Origin of the sequence: Paenibacillus sp. MAEPY2, assembly GCF_000499205.1 — a bacterium.
Lineage (GTDB): Bacteria > Bacillota > Bacilli > Paenibacillales > Paenibacillaceae > Paenibacillus > Paenibacillus vandeheii.
In genome coordinates, this window is the sequence record NZ_AWUK01000012.1 from 128,285 (window position 1) to 147,135 (window position 18,851).

Sequence of the window (18,851 nt, forward strand, 5' to 3'; positions counted from 1 at the left end):
TAATGAATGATATGAATGAGATAACTGATTTGACACAGTTGGATGCCCTGGTTGAACCGAAAAAGAAGAAAAAGGAATGGGTCGAGCCCAAAGATCTGCTAATCTATGAGCGTGAATATTGGGAAAGCGGATTTGAACGGATTGCCGGAATTGATGAGGTGGGACGTGGTTGTTTATTTGGAGATGTCGTAGCCGCAGCCGTTATTTTGCCTCGGGATCTGATTCTGGAAGGGGTTAATGATTCCAAGAAATTAACGGAGAAAAAGCGAGATGCATTATATGACATCATTATGGAAAAGGCGTTGTCAGTTGGGATCGGATATGCGGATGCGGAAACGATTGATCAACTGAATATTAAACAGGCTGCAAGGCTTGCTATGAAACGTGCGGTAGAAGCGCTTGAGGGTGTGCCGGACTATCTGCTGGTAGATGCTGAAAAGGTAGATGTGCATATACCGCAGTTGTCCATTATTAAAGGCGATGCAAACAGTCAATCCATTGCGGCAGCATCCATTATTGCGAAGGTTACCCGGGACAGGCTTTGCAAAGAGGACTGGGATACGTTATATCCGGAATATGGCTTATCAATACATAAGGGATATGCAACGAAATTTCATCGTGAACAAATTATGGCTCTGGGTGCTACACCCATGCACCGTCGCAGTTTTCTCGGCAATTTGCTCGGAGAGCAGCACACTTTATTTTAATTAGACCACACACGGAGGGAGGGTGAAGGGTTTGAATATAGGTTCCGTGATTCGTGGTTTGCTGGGGGATAGTAAACCGGGAAATGCCAAGCCGCTGGAGTTAAAGGAAGGTCAGGTTGTACGAGGGTCCGTAGTTAGTGTATCCGATGATGGAGCAGATGCGGTTCTTCAAATTCAGGGTGTACAGGTACGAGCAAAACTGGAAACCCCGCTTCGACCAGGTGAAACAACACTGCTTCAGGTCCAGCCTCCAGGTGAGAATGGCGTAACGGTCATGAAGCCGCTCACGGGCACATTGGCAGAACTTCCACAAGCTTCTTTGAACAATTTGCTTCAGGAGGTAGGTTTGCCGGATACCAAAGGTAATCGTGAACTATTGTTATCCATGCAGCGAAGCGGGTTACCCTTAACCAAGGATAATGTAGCTATGGTTCAAAATATGATGACAGCTAAACCTGCACAGGTGCCTGTCGAAGAATGGGTGCAGGCGACAGGTATTGCATTTCAGCGTGGTCTACCGATTACAGCGGAAACGGTAAAGGGCTTGCATCAGGCTGTATTTGGTCCGCCACTACATCAGTTGTTAAAGGGTTTGGCTGAACAGCTGGAATCCATGCTGACCCAAACAGCGGGCAAACCGGCAGGTAGTGGAGAACAGGCAGCCACGATGAGAACGTCCGTTATGGGAGGAATGCCTGTACCGTTAAGCGGAGAGCAGATGGTAGAAACGTCAGGTCCGTCAGGCGGTGCGCGAGTGACAGGAGGAACGTCTGGCTTGACAGGTCAACTCGTGCCCGGGGCACCTGCAGGTGCTGCTCCAGTGGCTGTTGGATCAGAGGAAGCTGCTGGTAATGCGGTGAAAGGCAATGGGCAGACAGGTGCAGGTACGGTAAATGCGGAAGCTACTGGAATGAAGTCAGGGGCCAGCAATATTGAAACTGCTGGCAAGATGGGTGCAGGTATTCCGGCGGGAACCGGAATACCTGGTGAGAGCCCGCGTACAGCTGATGCGGGCGTTGCGGGGAGCCGCCCGGGCACACCGGGGGCGGCTGTGGATACTGCGGCTGGCCGTGTGATTACGGTCCAGCCTGAGGGGAACGCGGCCGGTCGAGTGGACGGCCGCGGTGAAACGCCTGCTGCTGCGGGGCTTTCTGCCGCAGTAGGGCAGGCGGCGCCAGCAGCTCCATCGGCAGCGCAGCTGGCGCCCAAGCTGCTGGCGCTGCTGGACGCGCTGCGCAGCGCGTCCACAGCCGCACCGGCACAGCCCGGTGCGGCGACACAGGCCGCCCCTGCATCGCAGGGCGGCCAAGCGGCTGCGGCTGCCGGAGGCGTGCCGCAGCCTTTGCCAGCCGGCGCGGATGCGCTGCCGGCTGGCGGTAGTGCCGCAGCACCTGCGGGAGCTGCGGCGGCGCCTGTCACCCACGAGGGGGACCCGTGGGTGGGGCGCGTGTTGAAGCTGCTCGGTGCGGAGCACGAGCAGCAGGCAGTGCACGGCGCGGCTGCGCAGGCGCGAGTGGGGGATGTGGCGAGTCCGGGAACCGCAGACTCGCTAAAGGGCTTGCTGCTGCAGCTTGCCAGCAGCGATGGTGCACCGGCGGCGCTCAAGGATGCCGCCGGACAGGCCGTGCAATTTCTGACAGGTCAGCAGTTATTGCTGACAACGGATCGCAGTGCTGCTTTTGCCCAGATGCACTGGTTTATTCCGATTACGGGACCCGACGGAGAAGAGACAGCTTCCGTCCAGATTCAATCACGCCGGGGACAACGCGGTGAATTGGATGCATCCAACTGCCGCCTGTGGTTTGATCTGGATATGAAGAGTCTTGGCCCAACGCTGGTGGATGTGCATGTTGTTAATAATATCGTCAGTCTGCGTGTACTTAATGACGGTGAAGGAATGGGACCGCTCCTGGAAAGTGGGCGTGAAGAGATCCACCGGGCGTTGGACAAGCTGGGCTATCAGTTGCTGACCTTCAAGGCAGAACCATGGCCTGTGGGCCAGGAACCGGGTGCTGAACGGAAAATGACTGCCTCGGACTACAGTCCTGAACGATACAAAGGGGTGGACATGCGGGTATGAAAGAGGATTCGCAACCGGACCTGATCTCCAAAAAGGCCGTTGCATTAAAATATGTACCTGGTGAGAGTGAAGCGCCAGTCGTGGTGGCCAAAGGCCGTGGCAAAGTGGCAGAAGCCATTTTGGATAAAGCCAAGGAAAATGGTGTCCCTGTTCAGGAGGATGCTGCACTTGTCGAAGTGTTATCCAAGCTGGATTTGGATGAACAGATCCCGTCAGAGCTATATCAACTGGTGGCCGAAGTGTTAACCTATATTTATCGAGCTGATCGTCTGGCTTCTGGACGAGAGGAAGAAGATTCATGGTAGAGCGCAGATCAGATCAGGGTCCAGCTTCAAAACTGACACGTCAGCAAAAGGGACTATTGGGTGAAGAGGCTGCTTGTAACTGGCTTAGAGAGCATCATTATCGGATTCTCCGTCAAAATTGGCGTTGCCGAAGCGGAGAGATTGATATCGTTGCTGCCCATGAAGGCATGATCATTTTTATTGAAGTCCGCAGTAGAAGCGGAACTGGAAAGTATGGTACACCCCAGGAGTCGGTAGATATCCGTAAAATGCAGCAGGTACGTGCAACCGCATCTGTATATTTGCAAATGACGGGAGAGACCAATCATCAAATCCGTTTTGATGTGATCGCAGTAATGCTGGATAAAGCGGGCGAAACCGTGTCGGTTGATCATATTATTAATGCATTTTGAGCTGCTACTATATTCGCGATTTATTAGCTGTGTTAACCCACGAGAAAGACACTAGAAAAAGTGTCTCTCTCGTGGGTTATTTTTATTTGGAACCGGTTAGAGGTAAAAAAGAACTTAAGAGCAGCAATACAATACAATACAATACAATACATTACATTTCACAATACAGATACATTTTGTATCAATTTGTTGGTAAAATTATTTATTTATCACCGTTGTTTTTACTCCCTTTTCTGATTGTAAACAGCTATATCTAATAAATAATTTTCTAAATAAAAGCTCAAACGATGTGTTTCAATCCAGTCTATGATACTAAGTTCCTGTTATAAAGTGCCCTCTTTCTCCTTACCATGTATATGTCCTTTTCAAAGTTCGTTTTAATTCAATAAACAATAAAGCTTCGCTATGTATCTAACTTGTTTCTAGACGACGAAAAGAGATTAAAGTTCTTAAAATAATTAGATACAAAATGTATCATTTATAATAAAATGAAAAAAGAAAATCAAAAAAGAGGTGTGAACTATGAGAGAAATTCAATCTGCTGCGGCAAAGAAAGAGAAACAGGTGTGGGAGACCCCTCGAATGGAAGTGCTGGATATTAGCGAAACCATGAACGGCGGTGAAGGAATTTGGCAATATGTATGGGGCGGGGAGTTTTGGAAGCTCGAAATGCTAGTTAGTTAGATAGATAAAACGAGTTCATAGGGTCACCGGACTTACTACTATATATGGATGAGGTGAACGATTGTCATGAGTATTCAATGGAAATGGATGATTCGTTTAAGTGTGTTTTTATTATTTTTAGGGGTGTGTGGTCTGTTGCTTTCTGGGACGACATATGCTGCTTCCAAAGATGCTTTAGCGGAGGGGCAAGTTAATCAACTTGCTCAAAGTTCAAGAATTTTTGGGAAAATTACCGATATGGATGGTTTTCCGGTGAAAGATGTAAATGTAAATATCAAGATGTACACAATCGAAAACATCGAAATAGCAACCAAAACGATTAAAACTAATTCCAAGGGAGAGTACAATTTTGAAACAACGTTAAGTGAAGGCATACGCATCAATATTAGTACGGTTGCCAAGGGGTACTTGCAAACCGACAATAATTATATTAGCTATTATTTGATTCCGGGAGAAACAAGGGCATTTAATTTTTCCCTCTATGAACCAGCAACAGTTGTAGGCAAAGTTACTGATCAATCAGGAAAACCAGTTGTGGGTGCTGTCATTAAAGTAACAACTGTCAGCCAGTCTGTAAAGACGGACAAGGATGGCAACTACGCAATTACAGGTATTAATCCTTATTCCGCCCCTGATATTATGGTTTCGGTTGATGCAGATGGATATGTTCCTTACACAAAATATCTTTTTCTATACACCGGTGTTACAGAGAAGTTGAACATAACACTTCAAGAGGCCGCCAAGGTGAGTGGCTTGGTGCAAGATGAACAGGGGAGGCCAGTGGCTGGGGCCACGGTATCTATTAATAATCTTAAGATGATAACAGACAAACAAGGCAAGTATTCCATGGATCGACTGTCTCCGGGAACAAGCATAATCTCTGTCGAAGCGGATGGTTATATCAACCAAACGATTAGGGTAACTTTGGTCAAAGGACCTAACAATACATTTGATTTTTTCCTTAAAAGTAATGTGGACAAAACCCCGCCTGTAACCAAATATGCTTTAGTTCCTTTGACAGAAATATCCAACGGAAAACAATATATTAATGGATTTAATTTTAAGTTAAAGGCAACGGACGAAGTTAAGGGATCAGGTTTGAAAATGACCCAGTACAGAATCAATGGGGGTGAATGGATCACGTTTACCGGACCAATAAAAATTTATGCTCCTGATGTCAAAACAGTGGAGTATTTCAGTACAGATGTCGCCGGCAACCAAGAGAAAATAAACAAAATGGATTTTGTGAACGGGAAGTTTGAAGGAGCAGGTTCATACCCCTATTGATTAAATAACTACTTATAATGAAGAAAGGCGACGTCACTTGAATCCCTTCGCGGGGTAAGAGTCGAAGTCGTCTTTTTAGATCTAAAATAACTGAACGAAATAATGTTGTAAGCATTCCTTTGAATCCAATGAACCGATCAGTGTATAATCAAGAGGGTAATCCAGTTTGCTGCACTATTTGTTTTTTTATAAATGAGTCGATTCACATCGCAGGTTTGAACTGCGGTCACGGATAATTTTTATAATCTGGGAGGCATGGTCATGAGTAAATCTACCCAAACGGGTAACGCCGTAAGAGAAGCCATTGAAAACCGTCGCACCGTCAAAAAATTTAAAAAAGAAGCTGTTCCTACACAGCAGATTATTGATCTGTTGGACACAGCCGTATGGGCACCTAATCATAAATTGCGTGAGCCGTGGCGCTTTTTGCTATTTAGCGGAGATGGACTGAACAAGCTGGCAGAAGCCATAGATGCAGAGATGGGTGAGGATAACAAGTTCTCTGCGAATATCAAGCAGGTCCCAGCCGTTATGCTTGTAGTCATGGAAGAAGATCCGCGCCAGAATGTCTGGGATGAAGATTTTGCAGCAGTGAGTGCGTTGGTACAGAACTTCCTACTCGCAGCATGGAGTGAAGACATTGGTACCTTCTGGGTAACCAAGCCTTTCCTGTACGGACCCAAATTCCGCAAGTCCCTTGGTATTCAGGCTGGGGAAAAAATTATCGGCATGGTTTACATGGGGTATCCAGAGGTTGTTCCTTCTGCCAAAGAACGTACACCAGCTAAGGACAAGCTGACTATATTTGAATAATTAATATGTTTTTCGCTACACATTCGAACATAATTCTCTATGCAAATACCCCTGCACGTTCTCTCTACGGAGTAGAAATACTTGCAGGGGTATTTGTTTGTTTTAATTTATGAAACATTAGATTTAAAATCTACTGAAATCGCGCTTGAACCCGATCATGGTGCTGAATGGTGAGGACATATATTCCCCTTAAAGCTTTTATTGCTGGAGTGATCTCTCTTAAAATAAATTCAAATCCAACTGACGATATTGTATCGCTTCAGCCACATGAGCAGTCAAAATTACGCCATTATGGTCCAGGTCGGCGATCGTCTGGGCCATCTTAATAATTCGATCATGTGCACGCATGCTCAGGTTCAATGCTTGCAGTGTCTGCTGGAGCAGATAGTCTGCTTCATCAGGCAGACGAATCGTTCGACGCAGAAGGGTTCCTGATAGCTGGCTATTCCAGCGAACTGAACTGTTCGCATATCGGGCAGCCTGAATATGATGAGCGTGAATGACTTTGGCCTGCATTTCCGCAGATGAAGGAGAAGCGCCAGCCTTGCGCCACTCACCTGGGGGAGGCACTTCAACCTGAAGGTCGATTCGGTCCAGCAGGGGACCGGAAATTTTGGCACGGTACGCGGCCACGCGTGCAGGACTGCATATACATCGTTGTTCCTCAGACTGGGCAGAGAGATATCCACAAGGACAGGGATTCATAGAGCAGGCGAGCATAAATTGTGCTGGAAATGTGAACGCGGCTCGCGCGCGGCTTATGGTGACTTTGCGATCCTCCAATGGCTGTCTCAACACTTCAAGGACTTGCCGCTGAAACTCGGGCAGCTCATCCAGAAACAATATACCCCGATGGGCAAGGCTAACTTCGCCCGGCTTGGGAATTCCGCCGCCTCCAATTAGCCCTGATGTGGAGATCGTATGATGTGGTGAACGAAAAGGTCTGTCTGCAACCAGTCCGCGAGAGGTTTCCTTAAGTTTGCCTGCGGCACTTAGCACTTTGGTTACTTCCAGCGCTTCGTCTTCGGACAATGGGGGAAGAATCGTAGGCAGCCGTTTAATTAACATGGTTTTCCCTGTTCCTGGCGGGCCAACTAGCAAAATATTGTGCATCCCTGCTGCGGCAATCATGAGTGCTCGTTTCACATGATGCTGTCCTAACACATCACTATAATCATCCTCCAGGAATGAAGTGTGTTTCGAGCGCTCGTGGTTATTCAAATTTTCGTGATCTGGAATTCGAACAGAAAGGTGAGCGTAGTCTTTTATAACAACAGGCCCCTTATTTGGTATCGTTTCTTTCGTGCTCTTTGCAGCGGTTACGCTCTCTGGTACGATATCTTGCAAATGACGAACCCCATATACCTGAATACCCCGAATTAGCGAAGCCTCTTCCAAATTATCGGCGGGCAGAAGAACAGAGGTAAAGCCTTGCCGTTTTGCCAAATCTACCATGGATAAAATGCCAGGAACAGATCTCACTGAACCGTCCAATGCCAGTTCACCCACTACTAATGTCCGTTCTTGTACAGGAAGTACCAGTTGGCCACTTGTCATAAGTAAACCAACAGCAATGGCAAGATCAAAGGAAGCTCCTTCCTTGCGCAGATCCGCAGGGGCCAGATTAATCGTAATCCGTTGTAACGGATACTGATAGCCACAGTTTTTTATAGCCGCACGAACGCGTTCAACCGCTTCACGTATAGCCGAATCCGGCAATCCGATAATAGACGTTTGGGGTAAACCATTCGACAAATCTGTTTCCACTTCAATTAATACTCCGTCAATTCCATATAAACAGGCACTATGCAGTTTTCCATACATAATACAAGAAACACCTCACTTCGTCCTTGGCGCGCATAGTACGGGCCAGTCTACGAATTAAGGTGCTTCCTCAGCTTCTACAAGCATTTTATATAAAAGAAATCAGGGCGTCAACCCGTCTCGTCATAGTACGGTTTATCTATCCCTTACTTTGGATTGTATATAGATTTCCGCATGAAGTTTCCCGCAGAATAAAAATTATTCACTTCCGATTCAATATCGCGCTGTTGTGGAGGTGTAAGTAGAAGATGGGTGAGCTGTTCAATGTATCAAGAATTTTTTGTTATGTGGTTATATATTTTGATTATCATCTATACCTGTTATTAATTTTAGGCAATTAAATTTATAGCTATTAAATAGATTGATGAAATCATTTGTGCTCAATTATTCTGTTTTTTTTCTAATTTATGATAAGATAGATTGAGGTTCCTTATATTCGCAAATTCTTGCGGTTATAACAGGGGGCAACCTCTATTATAAGGAATATAGAATGCTCAATAGCACAATAGGTAGGTGAGACAGATATATGCAGAATGAAAGTTTGAAGCTGGATAATCAATTATGCTTTGCCATATACGCTTGTTCACGTGAAATTACGAAGATGTACCAGCCCTATCTTGAGGTACTGGGTGTAACCTATTCTCAATACCTGGTCTTGATGGTGTTGTGGGAACGTGAAGAATGTACGGTTAAGGAAATCGGAGAGGCGCTTTACCTCGATTCGGGGACATTGACACCACTTCTGAAACGTTTACAGTCAGCAGGACTTATTCATCGCGAACGTTCAGTCCAGGATGAACGAAAAGTATTGATTACACTTACAGACGCCGGGCGGGAACTTCGCCATAAAGCTTTGTCTATACCTGAAGCGATCCAGGAAGATGCATGTCTGAACAGTTCAGAGTTTGAATCTTTACTGGGACAGTTCAAGGGCCTTCTGGAGAAAGTCCATCAGACGAACACCAAAGAAGCCAGAAAATAAAGTGCATCGTCGTAATATTATCAAGAAACCTTGGCTTATTAGCTAAGGTTTTTTCCATTAATATCCAAGCATTCACAATATGGGATCATACTCATATCAAAATACTGTCTATTAACCATTACATTTTTAAGGAAAGCGTTTTAAAAACATGTTACAATGAATTGGGTTTAAGTGAAAATAGTCAACATTTGTCTTTTGTTAGTCTACCAACCCGCCTTGTTGCAGTCATGTTGATAGGAGGATTCGAGAATGAATATCCATGAATATCAAGGAAAAGAAGTACTGAAACAGTATGGAGTCACCGTTCCAAACGGAAAGGTTGCTTATACAGTCGATGAAGCGGTTGCGGCCGCAGAGGCACTGGGCAGTCCGGTGACTGTAGTCAAAGCGCAAATTCATGCAGGTGGCCGGGGGAAAGCCGGCGGCGTGAAAGTAGCGAAAAGTATCGACGAAGTTCGTGCTTATGCATCCGAAATTTTGGGAAAAGTATTGGTAACACATCAGACTGGACCTGAAGGTAAAGAAGTGAAGCGTCTTCTGATTGAAGAAGGATGCGATATCCGCAAAGAGTATTATGTGGGTGTTGTTGTGGACCGTGCCACAGGCCGCGTCGTGATGATGGCTTCCGAAGAAGGCGGTACAGAGATCGAAGAAGTAGCTGAAGCTACACCTGAGAAAATTTTCAAAGAAATTATTGACCCTGCAATTGGATTGCAAGTGTTCCAGGCACGTAAACTAGCGTACAGTATTCGTATTCCGAATGAGTTGGTGAACAAAGCGGTTAAATTTATGCTTGCGTTGTACACAGCATTTGTCGAAAAAGATTGCTCCATTGCCGAAATTAATCCACTCGTTGTTACCGGAGATGGAAACGTTATCGCGCTGGATGCAAAATTGAATTTTGATTCCAACGCCTTGTTCCGTCACAAAGATATTCTGGAACTGCGCGACCTGGATGAAGAAGACGAAAAAGAAATCGAAGCTTCCAAATACGACCTGAGCTACATAGCACTTGATGGCAACATCGGCTGTATGGTTAATGGTGCGGGACTTGCGATGGCGACGATGGATATCATCAAATACTATGGCGGCGACCCGGCCAACTTCCTGGATGTTGGGGGCGGTGCGACAACAGAGAAAGTGACCGAAGCTTTCAAAATCATTTTGTCTGACGCCAAAGTGGCGGGTATCTTCGTTAACATTTTTGGCGGCATTATGCGTTGTGATGTCATTGCCAACGGTGTTGTTGAAGCCGCGAAGCAGCTTGGCCTGACTAAACCGCTGGTTGTTCGTCTTGAAGGAACTAACGTGGAACTTGGTAAACGTATCTTGGGTGAATCCGGCCTGAATATCGTTCCTGCTGATTCCATGGCCGATGGTGCACAGAAAATTGTTGCCCTCGTAAAATAAGTTCATTCCTGGGCAAATTGCTGCCTTAGTTCCGGAGCTGTCCGGCACTTGAAAAATAACCGTAAGGATGTGAAGCAACGTGAGTATTTTGATTGATAAAAATACAAAAGTCATTACGCAAGGCATTACGGGTTCAACGGGAATGTTCCACACGAAGGGCGCATTGGACTACGGAACCCAGATGGTAGGCGGCGTTACACCGGGTAAAGGCGGAACCAATGTTGATATCACGCTGGAAGATGGCAAAGTAGTCAGTCTCCCGGTGTTTAATACAGTACAGGAAGCGAAGGAAGCTACTGGCGCAACAGCGAGCGTCATCTACGTTCCTCCGGCATTTGCAGCCGATTCCATCATGGAAGCTGTGGACGCAGAGCTGGATCTCGTGATCTGTATTACCGAAGGTATCCCGGTACTTGATATGGTCAAGGTTGACCGTTTCATGGAAGGCAAAGATACCGTTCTGATCGGACCAAACTGTCCAGGCGTTATTACACCAGGCGAATGCAAAATCGGCATCATGCCAGGTTATATTCATATGCCTGGCCATGTTGGCGTGGTCTCCCGTAGTGGAACACTCACGTATGAAGCTGTTCATCAATTGTCTGCACGTGGAATCGGACAATCTTCTGCTGTGGGAATCGGGGGCGACCCGGTTAAAGGCTCCGAGTTCATTGATATCCTGAAACGGTTCAATGAAGATCCGCAGACACATGCGGTCATCATGATCGGTGAAATCGGCGGTACGGCTGAAGAAGATGCGGCGGAATGGGTACGCGATAACATGACCAAACCGGTAGTTGGTTTCATTGGTGGCGTTACTGCGCCTCCAGGGAAACGGATGGGTCATGCAGGTGCTATCATCTCTGGTGGTAAAGGTACTGCCAAAGAAAAAATTGCGAAACTGGAATCTTGCGGAATCAAAGTTGCTCCAACGCCAGCTGAAATGGGCTCGACTCTTGTGAGCGTACTTGAAGAACGCGGTATTCTGAATTTGTGCACGACACATTAATTCTTTTCCGTTATAATAGAAGAAACGGCTCAGGAATATAATTTTCTGGTGAACCGACTATTAATAATGCGGAAAAGGTAAGCAACCTTTTGTCCTGAACAGGGCGAAGGGTTGCTTTTTTGCGTTTTTTATCGGGTGAAAAAGAGAGTGATTGTTTGCCTGCGAGAGTAAACGCTTGCATTCCGTTGTCACATAACACACAATATGAGGGAAGATTTTCTTCCCGATATGGGAGGTTTTTGATATGGAAGAAAGATGGATTTTGATTGGATTGCATGAAACGGACGGTATAGGTAAGAAAACAATCTCCAAACTGCTCTCAGGACAAGATCAACTGATGGATTTGTTGGACTATAAAGAGGGAGATTGGATTGCTGCGGGATTACGCAAGGATCAGGCTGCCCGTCTAACCAAACAATTCAATATAGACTGGATTGAGCAGAGACAAGAGAGTGTTTATAAACTTGGAATTGAGGTCGTTACCTATCTGGATCAGGATTACCCCATATTAATGAAGGAAACCGTTCAGCCACCCTGGGTCATGTACGGGCGTGGAGATATGAAACTGCTGCACACGCAATCCATTGCAATGGTAGGAACCCGCATGCCCACAGTATACGGACGCAAAATTGGTGAGAAGCTGGCGGAGCAATTATGCAAGGCGGGTCTGACCATTGTAAGTGGGTTAGCCAGAGGAATAGATAGTGTTTGTCACGATGCGGCTCTTCGTGCACATGGTAAGACCATTGCGGTATTTGGGACAGGAATTGACAACATTTATCCTCCCGAAAACACCAGTCTTGCCGAACGAATTGCCGAAACAGGGCTGCTCTTGTCAGAATATCCTCCGGGTACGCGAGCACGTCAGGGATTGTTTCCGGAACGTAATCGGATCATTGCAGGTTTAACTTTGGGTACGTTGGTCGTTGAGGCTGATATCCGAAGTGGATCACTTATTACTGCAGATGCTGCGCTTGAAGCTGGGAGAGACGTGTTTGCCGTTCCAGGCCCCATAACATCTCCCAAAAGTCGAGGTGCGCATAATCTGATTCGTCAGGGCGCAAAATTGGTGACATGTGCCACTGATTTATTGGAAGAGTTTCAATTGGACTTGCCAAATACGGAACAACTTCCTTACAATAGAGGACGTTCAACGGAAAGCAGTGAAACTTCCAATCAAGGAATATTCCCTGTCGTAAAACTATCTTTAGATGAACAACGTGTTATTTATTTGCTAGAGCAGGAAGAGCAATCCCTGGATCAACTTGTTGAACAGCTCAACTGGGATTTTGGACATTTGCATTCAGTTCTGTTATCTTTAATCATAAAAAAGCAGATTAGCCAATTACCTGGAACCAAATACGCAAGGGTATGACGATGCTGCAATTAAGGCAGCATGTGAAAATAGATTATTAGCGGAAGTTAGTCATGCTGCTGAAGTAAGAATCATAAAAACAAGCAGCAGTTTCATGACTGAGAGGAGGATGAACCTATGGCGGATGCACTCGTAATCGTTGAGTCGCCCTCAAAGGCGAAGACGATCGGCAAATATTTAGGCAGCAAGTTCATCGTAAAAGCTTCGATGGGACATATACGCGATTTGCCAAAGAGTCAGATCGGCGTTGAGGTAGAGAATGATTTTAATCCGAAATATATTACGATCCGCGGCAAAGGTTCAATTTTGAAAGAACTGAAGGATGCCCGTAAGAAAGTGAAAAAAGTGTATCTCGCAGCTGACCCGGATCGCGAAGGTGAGGCTATTGCATGGCATCTGGCCCATGCACTTGAACTGGACGAAACCGCGGATTGCCGAGTCGTATTTAATGAAATTACGAAACAGGCTGTCAAAGATGCGTTCAAAACGCCGCGCAAAATTAATATGGATCTGGTTAACGCGCAGCAGGCAAGACGTATTCTGGATCGGCTTGTAGGATATAAAATTAGTCCTTTATTATGGAAGAAAGTCAAAAAAGGATTGTCCGCTGGCCGCGTACAGTCCGTGGCCGTCAAAATCATTTTGGATCGTGAAAATGAAATTAATGATTTTGAACCGGAAGAGTACTGGAGCATTACTGCCAAACTTACAGCGGACGGAAATCCGTTTGAAGCCAAGTTCCATCAGTTGAACGGTACCAAAACCGAACTTGGCAGTGAAGCAGAAGTACAGGCCATCTTAAAACAAATCGAGGGCGCTTCTTTTACAGTCAAAGAAGTTAAAGAAAAAGAACGCAGCCGTAATCCTTCTGCTCCGTTTACAACGAGTTCCTTGCAGCAGGAAGCCGCACGTAAATTGAATTTCAGAGCTTCCAAGACGATGTCGGTTGCCCAACAGCTGTATGAAGGGGTAGACCTCGGAAAAGAAGGCACAGTCGGTCTCATTACGTATATGCGTACAGACTCTACCCGAATTGCAGCATCGGCTCAGGAAGAAGCCAAGGAATACATTGTTGGCAAGTACGGTGAGCCATTTGCACCAGAGACGCCTAGAAACTATTCCAAAAAAGCAGCCAATGCTCAAGACGCGCATGAAGCGATTCGTCCAACGTCGATTTTGCGTGATCCGGATTCCATTAAATCGTTTATGAGCCGTGATCAATTCCGGTTGTACAAACTGGTTTGGGAACGTTTTATAGCAAGCCAGATGTCATCTGCCGTTTTGGATACACTATCCGTGGACATTGCTGCGGGTGATACGATTTTCCGGGCAGCAGGTTCCAAGGTTCGTTTCCAGGGATTCATGAAGGTGTATGTAGAAGGTAATGATGACGGTACAACGGAAGAAGATCGTCTGCTGCCTCCGCTGAAAAATGGAGATGTGCTAGAGAATCGGGAGATTGAGCCGAAACAGCACTTCACACAGCCGCCACCACGTTATACGGAAGCAAGGCTGGTTAAAACGCTTGAGGAACTGGGCATAGGGCGTCCGAGTACATATGCGCCAACGCTGGAGACCATTCAGAAGCGCGGATATGTTGCAATTGAAGAGAAGAAATTCATGCCAACTGAACTGGGCGAACTGGTCATCGAACAGATGGAGGAGTTTTTCCCGGAGATCCTGAATGTGGAGTTCACTGCGAACATGGAAGGTGATCTTGACCATGTGGAAGAAGGGTCGGAGGATTGGGTTAAGGTACTCGCAGAATTCTACGAATCTTTTGAGAAACGTTTAGAGTTTGCAGAAGAAGAAATGAAGGAAATCGAGATTGAAGATGAAGTATCGGATGAAATATGTGAGAAATGCGGCAAACCGCTCGTTTATAAGCTGGGTCGTTTCGGCAAGTTTCTTGCATGTTCCGGGTTCCCGGATTGCCGTAATACCAAACCGATTATCAAGGATATTGGTGTAACTTGTCCGAAGTGTAAGGAAGGGCATGTTGTTGAACGCCGCAGTAAAAAGGGACGTATTTTCTATGGCTGCGACAAGTATCCTGAATGTGATTTTGTATCATGGGATAAACCATCGGCGAAACCATGTCCAAGTTGTGGATCGCTAATGATTGAGAAACGGAACAAACAGGGAACACGATTGCAGTGTACTTCATGTGATCATCAAGAGCCGGTAGAGGAACCGGAAGAAGAATGAGCGGATTAGCATAATGGGGGTAAATGATTTTGAATAATGAACAACAAGTAACCGTTATTGGTGCCGGGTTGGCAGGAACAGAAGCAGCTTGGCAGATCGCAAGTCGTGGTGTACGCGTAAAACTATACGAGATGAGACCGGTTGTGAAAACGCCGGCTCACCATACAGATAAATTTGCAGAACTGGTATGCAGCAACTCGCTTCGTGCCAATGGCTTGACCAATGCAGTTGGTGTGTTGAAGGAAGAAATGAGAATGCTTAATTCTCTAGTCTTGGGTGCAGCAGACCGTCATGCCGTTCCAGCAGGTGGGGCACTTGCTGTGGACCGGGACGGATTCTCAGGCGAAATCACATCTACGCTTCATCAGCATCCGCTCATCGAGGTTGTCAATGAAGAGCTGACTTCTTTGCCAGAAGACGGAATCGTTGTTGTTGCAACTGGACCTTTGACTTCGCCAGCATTGTCAGAGCAAATCAAGTCCCTTATGGGTGAGGAATACTTCTACTTCTATGATGCGGCTGCGCCGATTATCGAAAAAGATTCCATTGATATGAATAAGGTCTATCTAGCTTCACGTTATGATAAAGGCGAAGCAGCATACTTGAACTGTCCAATGACAGAAGAGGAATTCGATGTGTTTTATGAAGCATTGATCACAGCGGAAGTTGCTCAACTAAAAGAGTTTGAGAAAGAAATTTACTTCGAAGGCTGTATGCCGATTGAAGTGATGATGAAGCGTGGTAAGCAAACGGCTTTGTTTGGTCCGATGAAACCTGTAGGACTCGTCAATCCGCATACTGGAGAACTGCCACACGCTGTTGTTCAGCTTAGACAGGACAATGCAGCAGGAACGCTGTATAATCTGGTGGGATTCCAGACGCATCTGAAATGGGGAGAGCAAAAACGTGTCTTTTCTTTGATCCCTGGACTTGAAAATGCGGAATTCGTCCGTTATGGCGTAATGCACCGTAATACATTTATTAATTCTCCCAAACTGCTTCGTCCAACGTATCAGTTCAAAGAGCGTCCAAACCTGTTCTTTGCAGGTCAGATGACAGGAGTAGAAGGTTATGTAGAGTCTGCAGCATCCGGTTTAATCGCGGGTATGAATGCAGCCAAAGCAGCCCTCGGACAGGAAATGGTCGTATTGCCGGTGGAGACAACACTGGGCAGTATGGCACAGTATATTACAACAGCTGATTTCAAACACTTCCAGCCAATGAATGCAAACTTCGGATTACTGCCGAAGCTGGAAACCAAAATACGTAACAAAAAGGAAAAAAATGAAGCACTTGCACAGCGTGCACTGGATGGCATTGCTCGTTTTGCAGCAGAAGAAGGTCTAATCGTTCCGGAACGCGTGTAAATTAATCGTGGGAGGAGGCTGATATCATGGATATGTCATTTCATGCTACAACGATCTGTGCGGTTCGTCATAATGGCAAAGCAGCGATTGCCGGTGATGGTCAGGTGACCATGGGGCAAAGTGTTGTAATGAAAAATACAGCCAAAAAGGTAAGACGTTTGTATCGCGGTCAGGTTGTGGCGGGTTTTGCCGGTTCCGTAGCGGATGCCATTACTTTGTTTGAGAAATTCGAAGGCAAGCTTGAGGAGCACCATGGTAACTTGCAGCGTGCGGCGGTAGAGCTTGCCAAGGATTGGCGCCAGGATCGGATTTTGCGCAAACTGGAGGCACTCCTGATTGTTATGGATAAAACGGGTATGCTGCTGATTTCTGGCGGGGGCGAAATTATCGAGCCGGATGATGATGTTATTGCCATCGGCTCGGGAGGAAACTTTGCCTTATCTGCTGCGCGTGCGTTAAAACGTCATGCGGTGGATTTGGAAGCAAAAGACATTGCTCGTGAATCACTCCAGATTGCTTCAGAGTTATGTGTATATACCAACAATAATATTATTGTTGAAGAGTTGTAAGGAAAAGCAATCTCCCGTGATGGAGCATGATGATTAAATCGGCTTCAGTTACTTCGTGGAGATTCTTTGTCCTTATAGGTCATTTTATAAAGTCATCTCATATACAAGGTTCGCATACTGATAGGAGGGAAGCTATATGCATACACAAGCGTTAACACCCAGACAAATCGTTGCAGAGCTTGATAAGTACATTGTAGGTCAAAAACAGGCTAAAAAATCGGTAGCGGTCGCCCTTCGCAATCGTTATCGTCGCAGCCTCTTGCCTGAGCATACCCAGGATGATATTGTGCCTAAAAATATCCTGATGATTGGACCTACCGGTGTTGGTAAAACGGAGATTGCACGCCGACTGGCTAAGCTGGTAGGAGCTCCATTCGTAAAAGTGGAAGCAACGAAGTTCACGGAAGTGGGTTATGTTGGCCGTGATGTGGAATCGATGGTACGTGATCTGATTGAAACATCCTTGCGGATGGTCAAGCTGGAACGTACAGAGAAAGTGAAGGATAAAGCTGAAGAAGCTGCCAATGAGCGAATTGTACATATTTTGGCACCTTCGCAATCCAAATCCAAAAATCAGCGCAACCCGTTCGAAATGATATTTGGCAACAATGGCAATAACACGCCAGAAGCTGATGAACAAGAACCGGATACGGGAGTAGCCGAGCGGCGCCGTAAAATCAAATTCGATTTGTTATCTGGGAAACTGGAAGAAGACGTTATCGAAATTGATGTGGAAGATACCGCACCTAACATGATGGACATGTTCGCTGGTCAAGGAAATGATCAGATGGGGATGAACATGCAGGAGATGTTTGGCAGTTTATTGCCTCGTCGTACCAAAAAACGTAAACTGGCGATTAAAGAAGCTCGCAAAGTGTTGATCCAGGAAGAAGCGGGCAAGTTGATCGATATGGATGATGTTACTCAGGAGTCCATCCGGCGGGCGGAACAGACAGGTATCATATTTATTGACGAAATTGATAAAGTGGCCAGTCAAGGGCGCGGTAGCGGCCCCGATGTATCCCGTGAAGGTGTGCAGCGTGATATTCTGCCTATCGTGGAAGGATCTACGGTAATGACCAAATACGGCCCTGTCAAAACGGATTATATCCTGTTTATGGCAGCCGGTGCATTTCATGTGGCAAAACCCTCGGATCTCATTCCAGAGCTTCAGGGGCGTTTCCCAATCCGTGTAGAACTGAACAGTCTGACACTTGATGAATTTGTATCGATCCTCACGGAACCTAAAAATGCGTTAACCAAGCAATATGTGGATTTGCTGCGTACGGAGAATATTGAAATTGAGTTCTCGGATGATGCCATTCGTGAGATTGCCAAGCTAGCTGAGTCCGTGAATCAAAATACCGAAAACATTGGTGCAAGACGTCTGCATACTATTTTGGAGAAACTTCTTGAGGATCTGTCTTTTGAAGCACCAGAACTTACGCTGGAGCGTATGGTAATCACTCCGGAATATGTACGTGAAAAATTGAATGACATTGCACTGGATCGTGATTTAAGCCAATATATCTTATAACATAGGTGTATTGCTCTGTTGAGAGCGTGATTAAAGTATAAATAACGGTATACTATGGATGATTAAAGAGTAAGCGACCACACGGAAACAGGATATTCGGTCCTGGTCCTGATTATCGTAGACTTTATTCAATCCATCTGTATGCCGTTTATTTTTGTTTTAGCCTAATATAATGCAGTATTGTAACCGATAATAGAGTTGGAGTTCTATAAGACGAAAGAAAATCTAGGACTTGTGCCGCAGAGATAATGTATTTAAACCCTAAAGACGTGTTTGCAGCTCATATTCAATAATGCTATAAA

16 protein-coding genes are annotated in these 18,851 nt (G+C 45.9%); 15 read left to right on the forward strand and 1 reads right to left on the reverse strand.

What is annotated here, in order from left to right; all coding sequences use genetic code 11:
- The first annotated feature begins 2 nt into the window (after positions 1 to 2).
- The 7 genes from P364_RS0111070 (at position 3) to P364_RS0111100 (ending at position 6,268) form a co-directional block, all read left to right on the forward strand.
- Complete coding sequence (locus P364_RS0111070) at positions 3 to 707, forward strand: ribonuclease HII (protein WP_024630193.1); 705 nt, start codon at positions 3 to 5, stop codon at positions 705 to 707.
- 22 nt (positions 708 to 729) lie between these two features.
- A complete protein-coding gene (locus P364_RS0111075; protein WP_236642446.1) occupies positions 730 to 2,787 on the forward strand; it encodes a DNA ligase in 2,058 nt (685 codons plus the stop codon).
- Positions 2,784 to 3,092 (forward strand): EscU/YscU/HrcU family type III secretion system export apparatus switch protein, encoded by a 309-nt coding sequence (locus P364_RS0111080; protein ID WP_024630195.1) that lies wholly within the window; start codon positions 2,784 to 2,786, stop codon positions 3,090 to 3,092. Before P364_RS0111075 ends, P364_RS0111080 begins: the two co-directional genes overlap by 4 nt.
- Complete coding sequence (locus P364_RS0111085; protein ID WP_024630196.1) at positions 3,086 to 3,484, forward strand: YraN family protein; 399 nt, start codon at positions 3,086 to 3,088, stop codon at positions 3,482 to 3,484. Before P364_RS0111080 ends, P364_RS0111085 begins: the two co-directional genes overlap by 7 nt.
- 522 nt (positions 3,485 to 4,006) lie before the next feature.
- Positions 4,007 to 4,168: a paeninodin family lasso peptide gene (locus P364_RS37325; RefSeq protein WP_144424623.1), complete on the forward strand. Its 162-nt coding sequence runs from the start codon at positions 4,007 to 4,009 to the stop codon at positions 4,166 to 4,168.
- A 66-nt stretch (positions 4,169 to 4,234) separates the two neighbouring features.
- Complete coding sequence (locus tag P364_RS0111095; RefSeq protein WP_024630197.1) at positions 4,235 to 5,455, forward strand: carboxypeptidase-like regulatory domain-containing protein; 1,221 nt, start codon at positions 4,235 to 4,237, stop codon at positions 5,453 to 5,455.
- Positions 5,456 to 5,716: 261 nt separating this feature from the next.
- Positions 5,717 to 6,268, forward strand: a complete 552-nt coding sequence (locus tag P364_RS0111100) for a nitroreductase family protein (protein ID WP_024630198.1) — start codon at positions 5,717 to 5,719, stop codon at positions 6,266 to 6,268.
- 219 nt (positions 6,269 to 6,487) lie between these two features.
- Here P364_RS0111100 and P364_RS0111105 read toward each other — a convergent pair whose 3' ends face one another.
- A complete protein-coding gene (locus tag P364_RS0111105) occupies positions 6,488 to 8,092 on the reverse strand; it encodes a YifB family Mg chelatase-like AAA ATPase (RefSeq protein ID WP_024630199.1) in 1,605 nt (534 codons plus the stop codon).
- Between the two features lie 526 nt (positions 8,093 to 8,618).
- Between P364_RS0111105 and P364_RS0111110 the strand changes: the two genes are divergently transcribed.
- From P364_RS0111110 to hslU, 8 genes are all read left to right on the forward strand, one after another.
- Entirely contained in the window at positions 8,619 to 9,074 is a 456-nt protein-coding gene (locus P364_RS0111110) for a MarR family winged helix-turn-helix transcriptional regulator (RefSeq protein WP_024630200.1), read from the forward strand.
- Positions 9,075 to 9,323: 249 nt separating this feature from the next.
- A complete protein-coding gene (gene sucC / locus P364_RS0111115; RefSeq protein WP_024630201.1) occupies positions 9,324 to 10,484 on the forward strand; it encodes an ADP-forming succinate--CoA ligase subunit beta in 1,161 nt (386 codons plus the stop codon).
- 79 nt (positions 10,485 to 10,563) lie between these two features.
- Entirely contained in the window at positions 10,564 to 11,493 is a 930-nt protein-coding gene (gene sucD, locus P364_RS0111120; protein WP_024630202.1) for a succinate--CoA ligase subunit alpha, read from the forward strand.
- 244 nt (positions 11,494 to 11,737) lie between these two features.
- Complete coding sequence (dprA, locus tag P364_RS0111125; RefSeq protein WP_024630203.1) at positions 11,738 to 12,868, forward strand: DNA-processing protein DprA; 1,131 nt, start codon at positions 11,738 to 11,740, stop codon at positions 12,866 to 12,868.
- Positions 12,869 to 12,985: 117 nt separating this feature from the next.
- Positions 12,986 to 15,076: a type I DNA topoisomerase gene (gene topA / locus P364_RS0111130; protein WP_029880927.1), complete on the forward strand. Its 2,091-nt coding sequence runs from the start codon at positions 12,986 to 12,988 to the stop codon at positions 15,074 to 15,076.
- A gap of 23 nt (positions 15,077 to 15,099) precedes the next feature.
- Positions 15,100 to 16,443 carry an FADH(2)-oxidizing methylenetetrahydrofolate--tRNA-(uracil(54)-C(5))-methyltransferase TrmFO gene (gene trmFO, locus P364_RS0111135; protein WP_373456177.1) on the forward strand — a complete coding sequence of 448 codons (1,344 nt, stop codon included), beginning with the start codon at positions 15,100 to 15,102 and terminating at the stop codon, positions 16,441 to 16,443.
- Positions 16,444 to 16,469: 26 nt separating this feature from the next.
- The gene (gene hslV / locus P364_RS0111140) at positions 16,470 to 17,012 is read left to right on the forward strand and encodes an ATP-dependent protease subunit HslV (protein ID WP_024630205.1); all 543 of its coding nucleotides are present in this window, start codon (positions 16,470 to 16,472) and stop codon (positions 17,010 to 17,012) included.
- Positions 17,013 to 17,148: 136 nt separating this feature from the next.
- Positions 17,149 to 18,549 carry an ATP-dependent protease ATPase subunit HslU gene (hslU, locus tag P364_RS0111145; RefSeq protein ID WP_024630206.1) on the forward strand — a complete coding sequence of 467 codons (1,401 nt, stop codon included), beginning with the start codon at positions 17,149 to 17,151 and terminating at the stop codon, positions 18,547 to 18,549.
- Positions 18,550 to 18,851 lie beyond the last annotated feature (302 nt).

Bases quoted from the DNA above. Each gene is read 5' to 3' on its own strand.
- P364_RS0111070 (WP_024630193.1), top strand. From the start codon at position 3: ATGAATGATATGAATGAGATAACTGATTTGACACAGTTGGATGCCCTG.
- P364_RS0111080 (WP_024630195.1), top strand. From the start codon at position 2,784: ATGAAAGAGGATTCGCAACCGGACCTGATCTCCAAAAAGGCCGTTGCA.
- P364_RS0111085 (WP_024630196.1), top strand. From the start codon at position 3,086: ATGGTAGAGCGCAGATCAGATCAGGGTCCAGCTTCAAAACTGACACGT.
- P364_RS37325 (WP_144424623.1), top strand. From the start codon at position 4,007: ATGAGAGAAATTCAATCTGCTGCGGCAAAGAAAGAGAAACAGGTGTGG.
- P364_RS0111095 (WP_024630197.1), top strand. From the start codon at position 4,235: ATGAGTATTCAATGGAAATGGATGATTCGTTTAAGTGTGTTTTTATTA.
- P364_RS0111100 (WP_024630198.1), top strand. From the start codon at position 5,717: ATGAGTAAATCTACCCAAACGGGTAACGCCGTAAGAGAAGCCATTGAA.
- P364_RS0111105 (WP_024630199.1), bottom strand. From the start codon at position 8,092: ATGTATGGAAAACTGCATAGTGCCTGTTTATATGGAATTGACGGAGTA.
- P364_RS0111110 (WP_024630200.1), top strand. From the start codon at position 8,619: ATGCAGAATGAAAGTTTGAAGCTGGATAATCAATTATGCTTTGCCATA.
- sucC (WP_024630201.1), top strand. From the start codon at position 9,324: ATGAATATCCATGAATATCAAGGAAAAGAAGTACTGAAACAGTATGGA.
- dprA (WP_024630203.1), top strand. From the start codon at position 11,738: ATGGAAGAAAGATGGATTTTGATTGGATTGCATGAAACGGACGGTATA.
- topA (WP_029880927.1), top strand. From the start codon at position 12,986: ATGGCGGATGCACTCGTAATCGTTGAGTCGCCCTCAAAGGCGAAGACG.
- trmFO (WP_373456177.1), top strand. From the start codon at position 15,100: ATGATTTTGAATAATGAACAACAAGTAACCGTTATTGGTGCCGGGTTG.
- hslV (WP_024630205.1), top strand. From the start codon at position 16,470: ATGGATATGTCATTTCATGCTACAACGATCTGTGCGGTTCGTCATAAT.
- hslU (WP_024630206.1), top strand. From the start codon at position 17,149: ATGCATACACAAGCGTTAACACCCAGACAAATCGTTGCAGAGCTTGAT.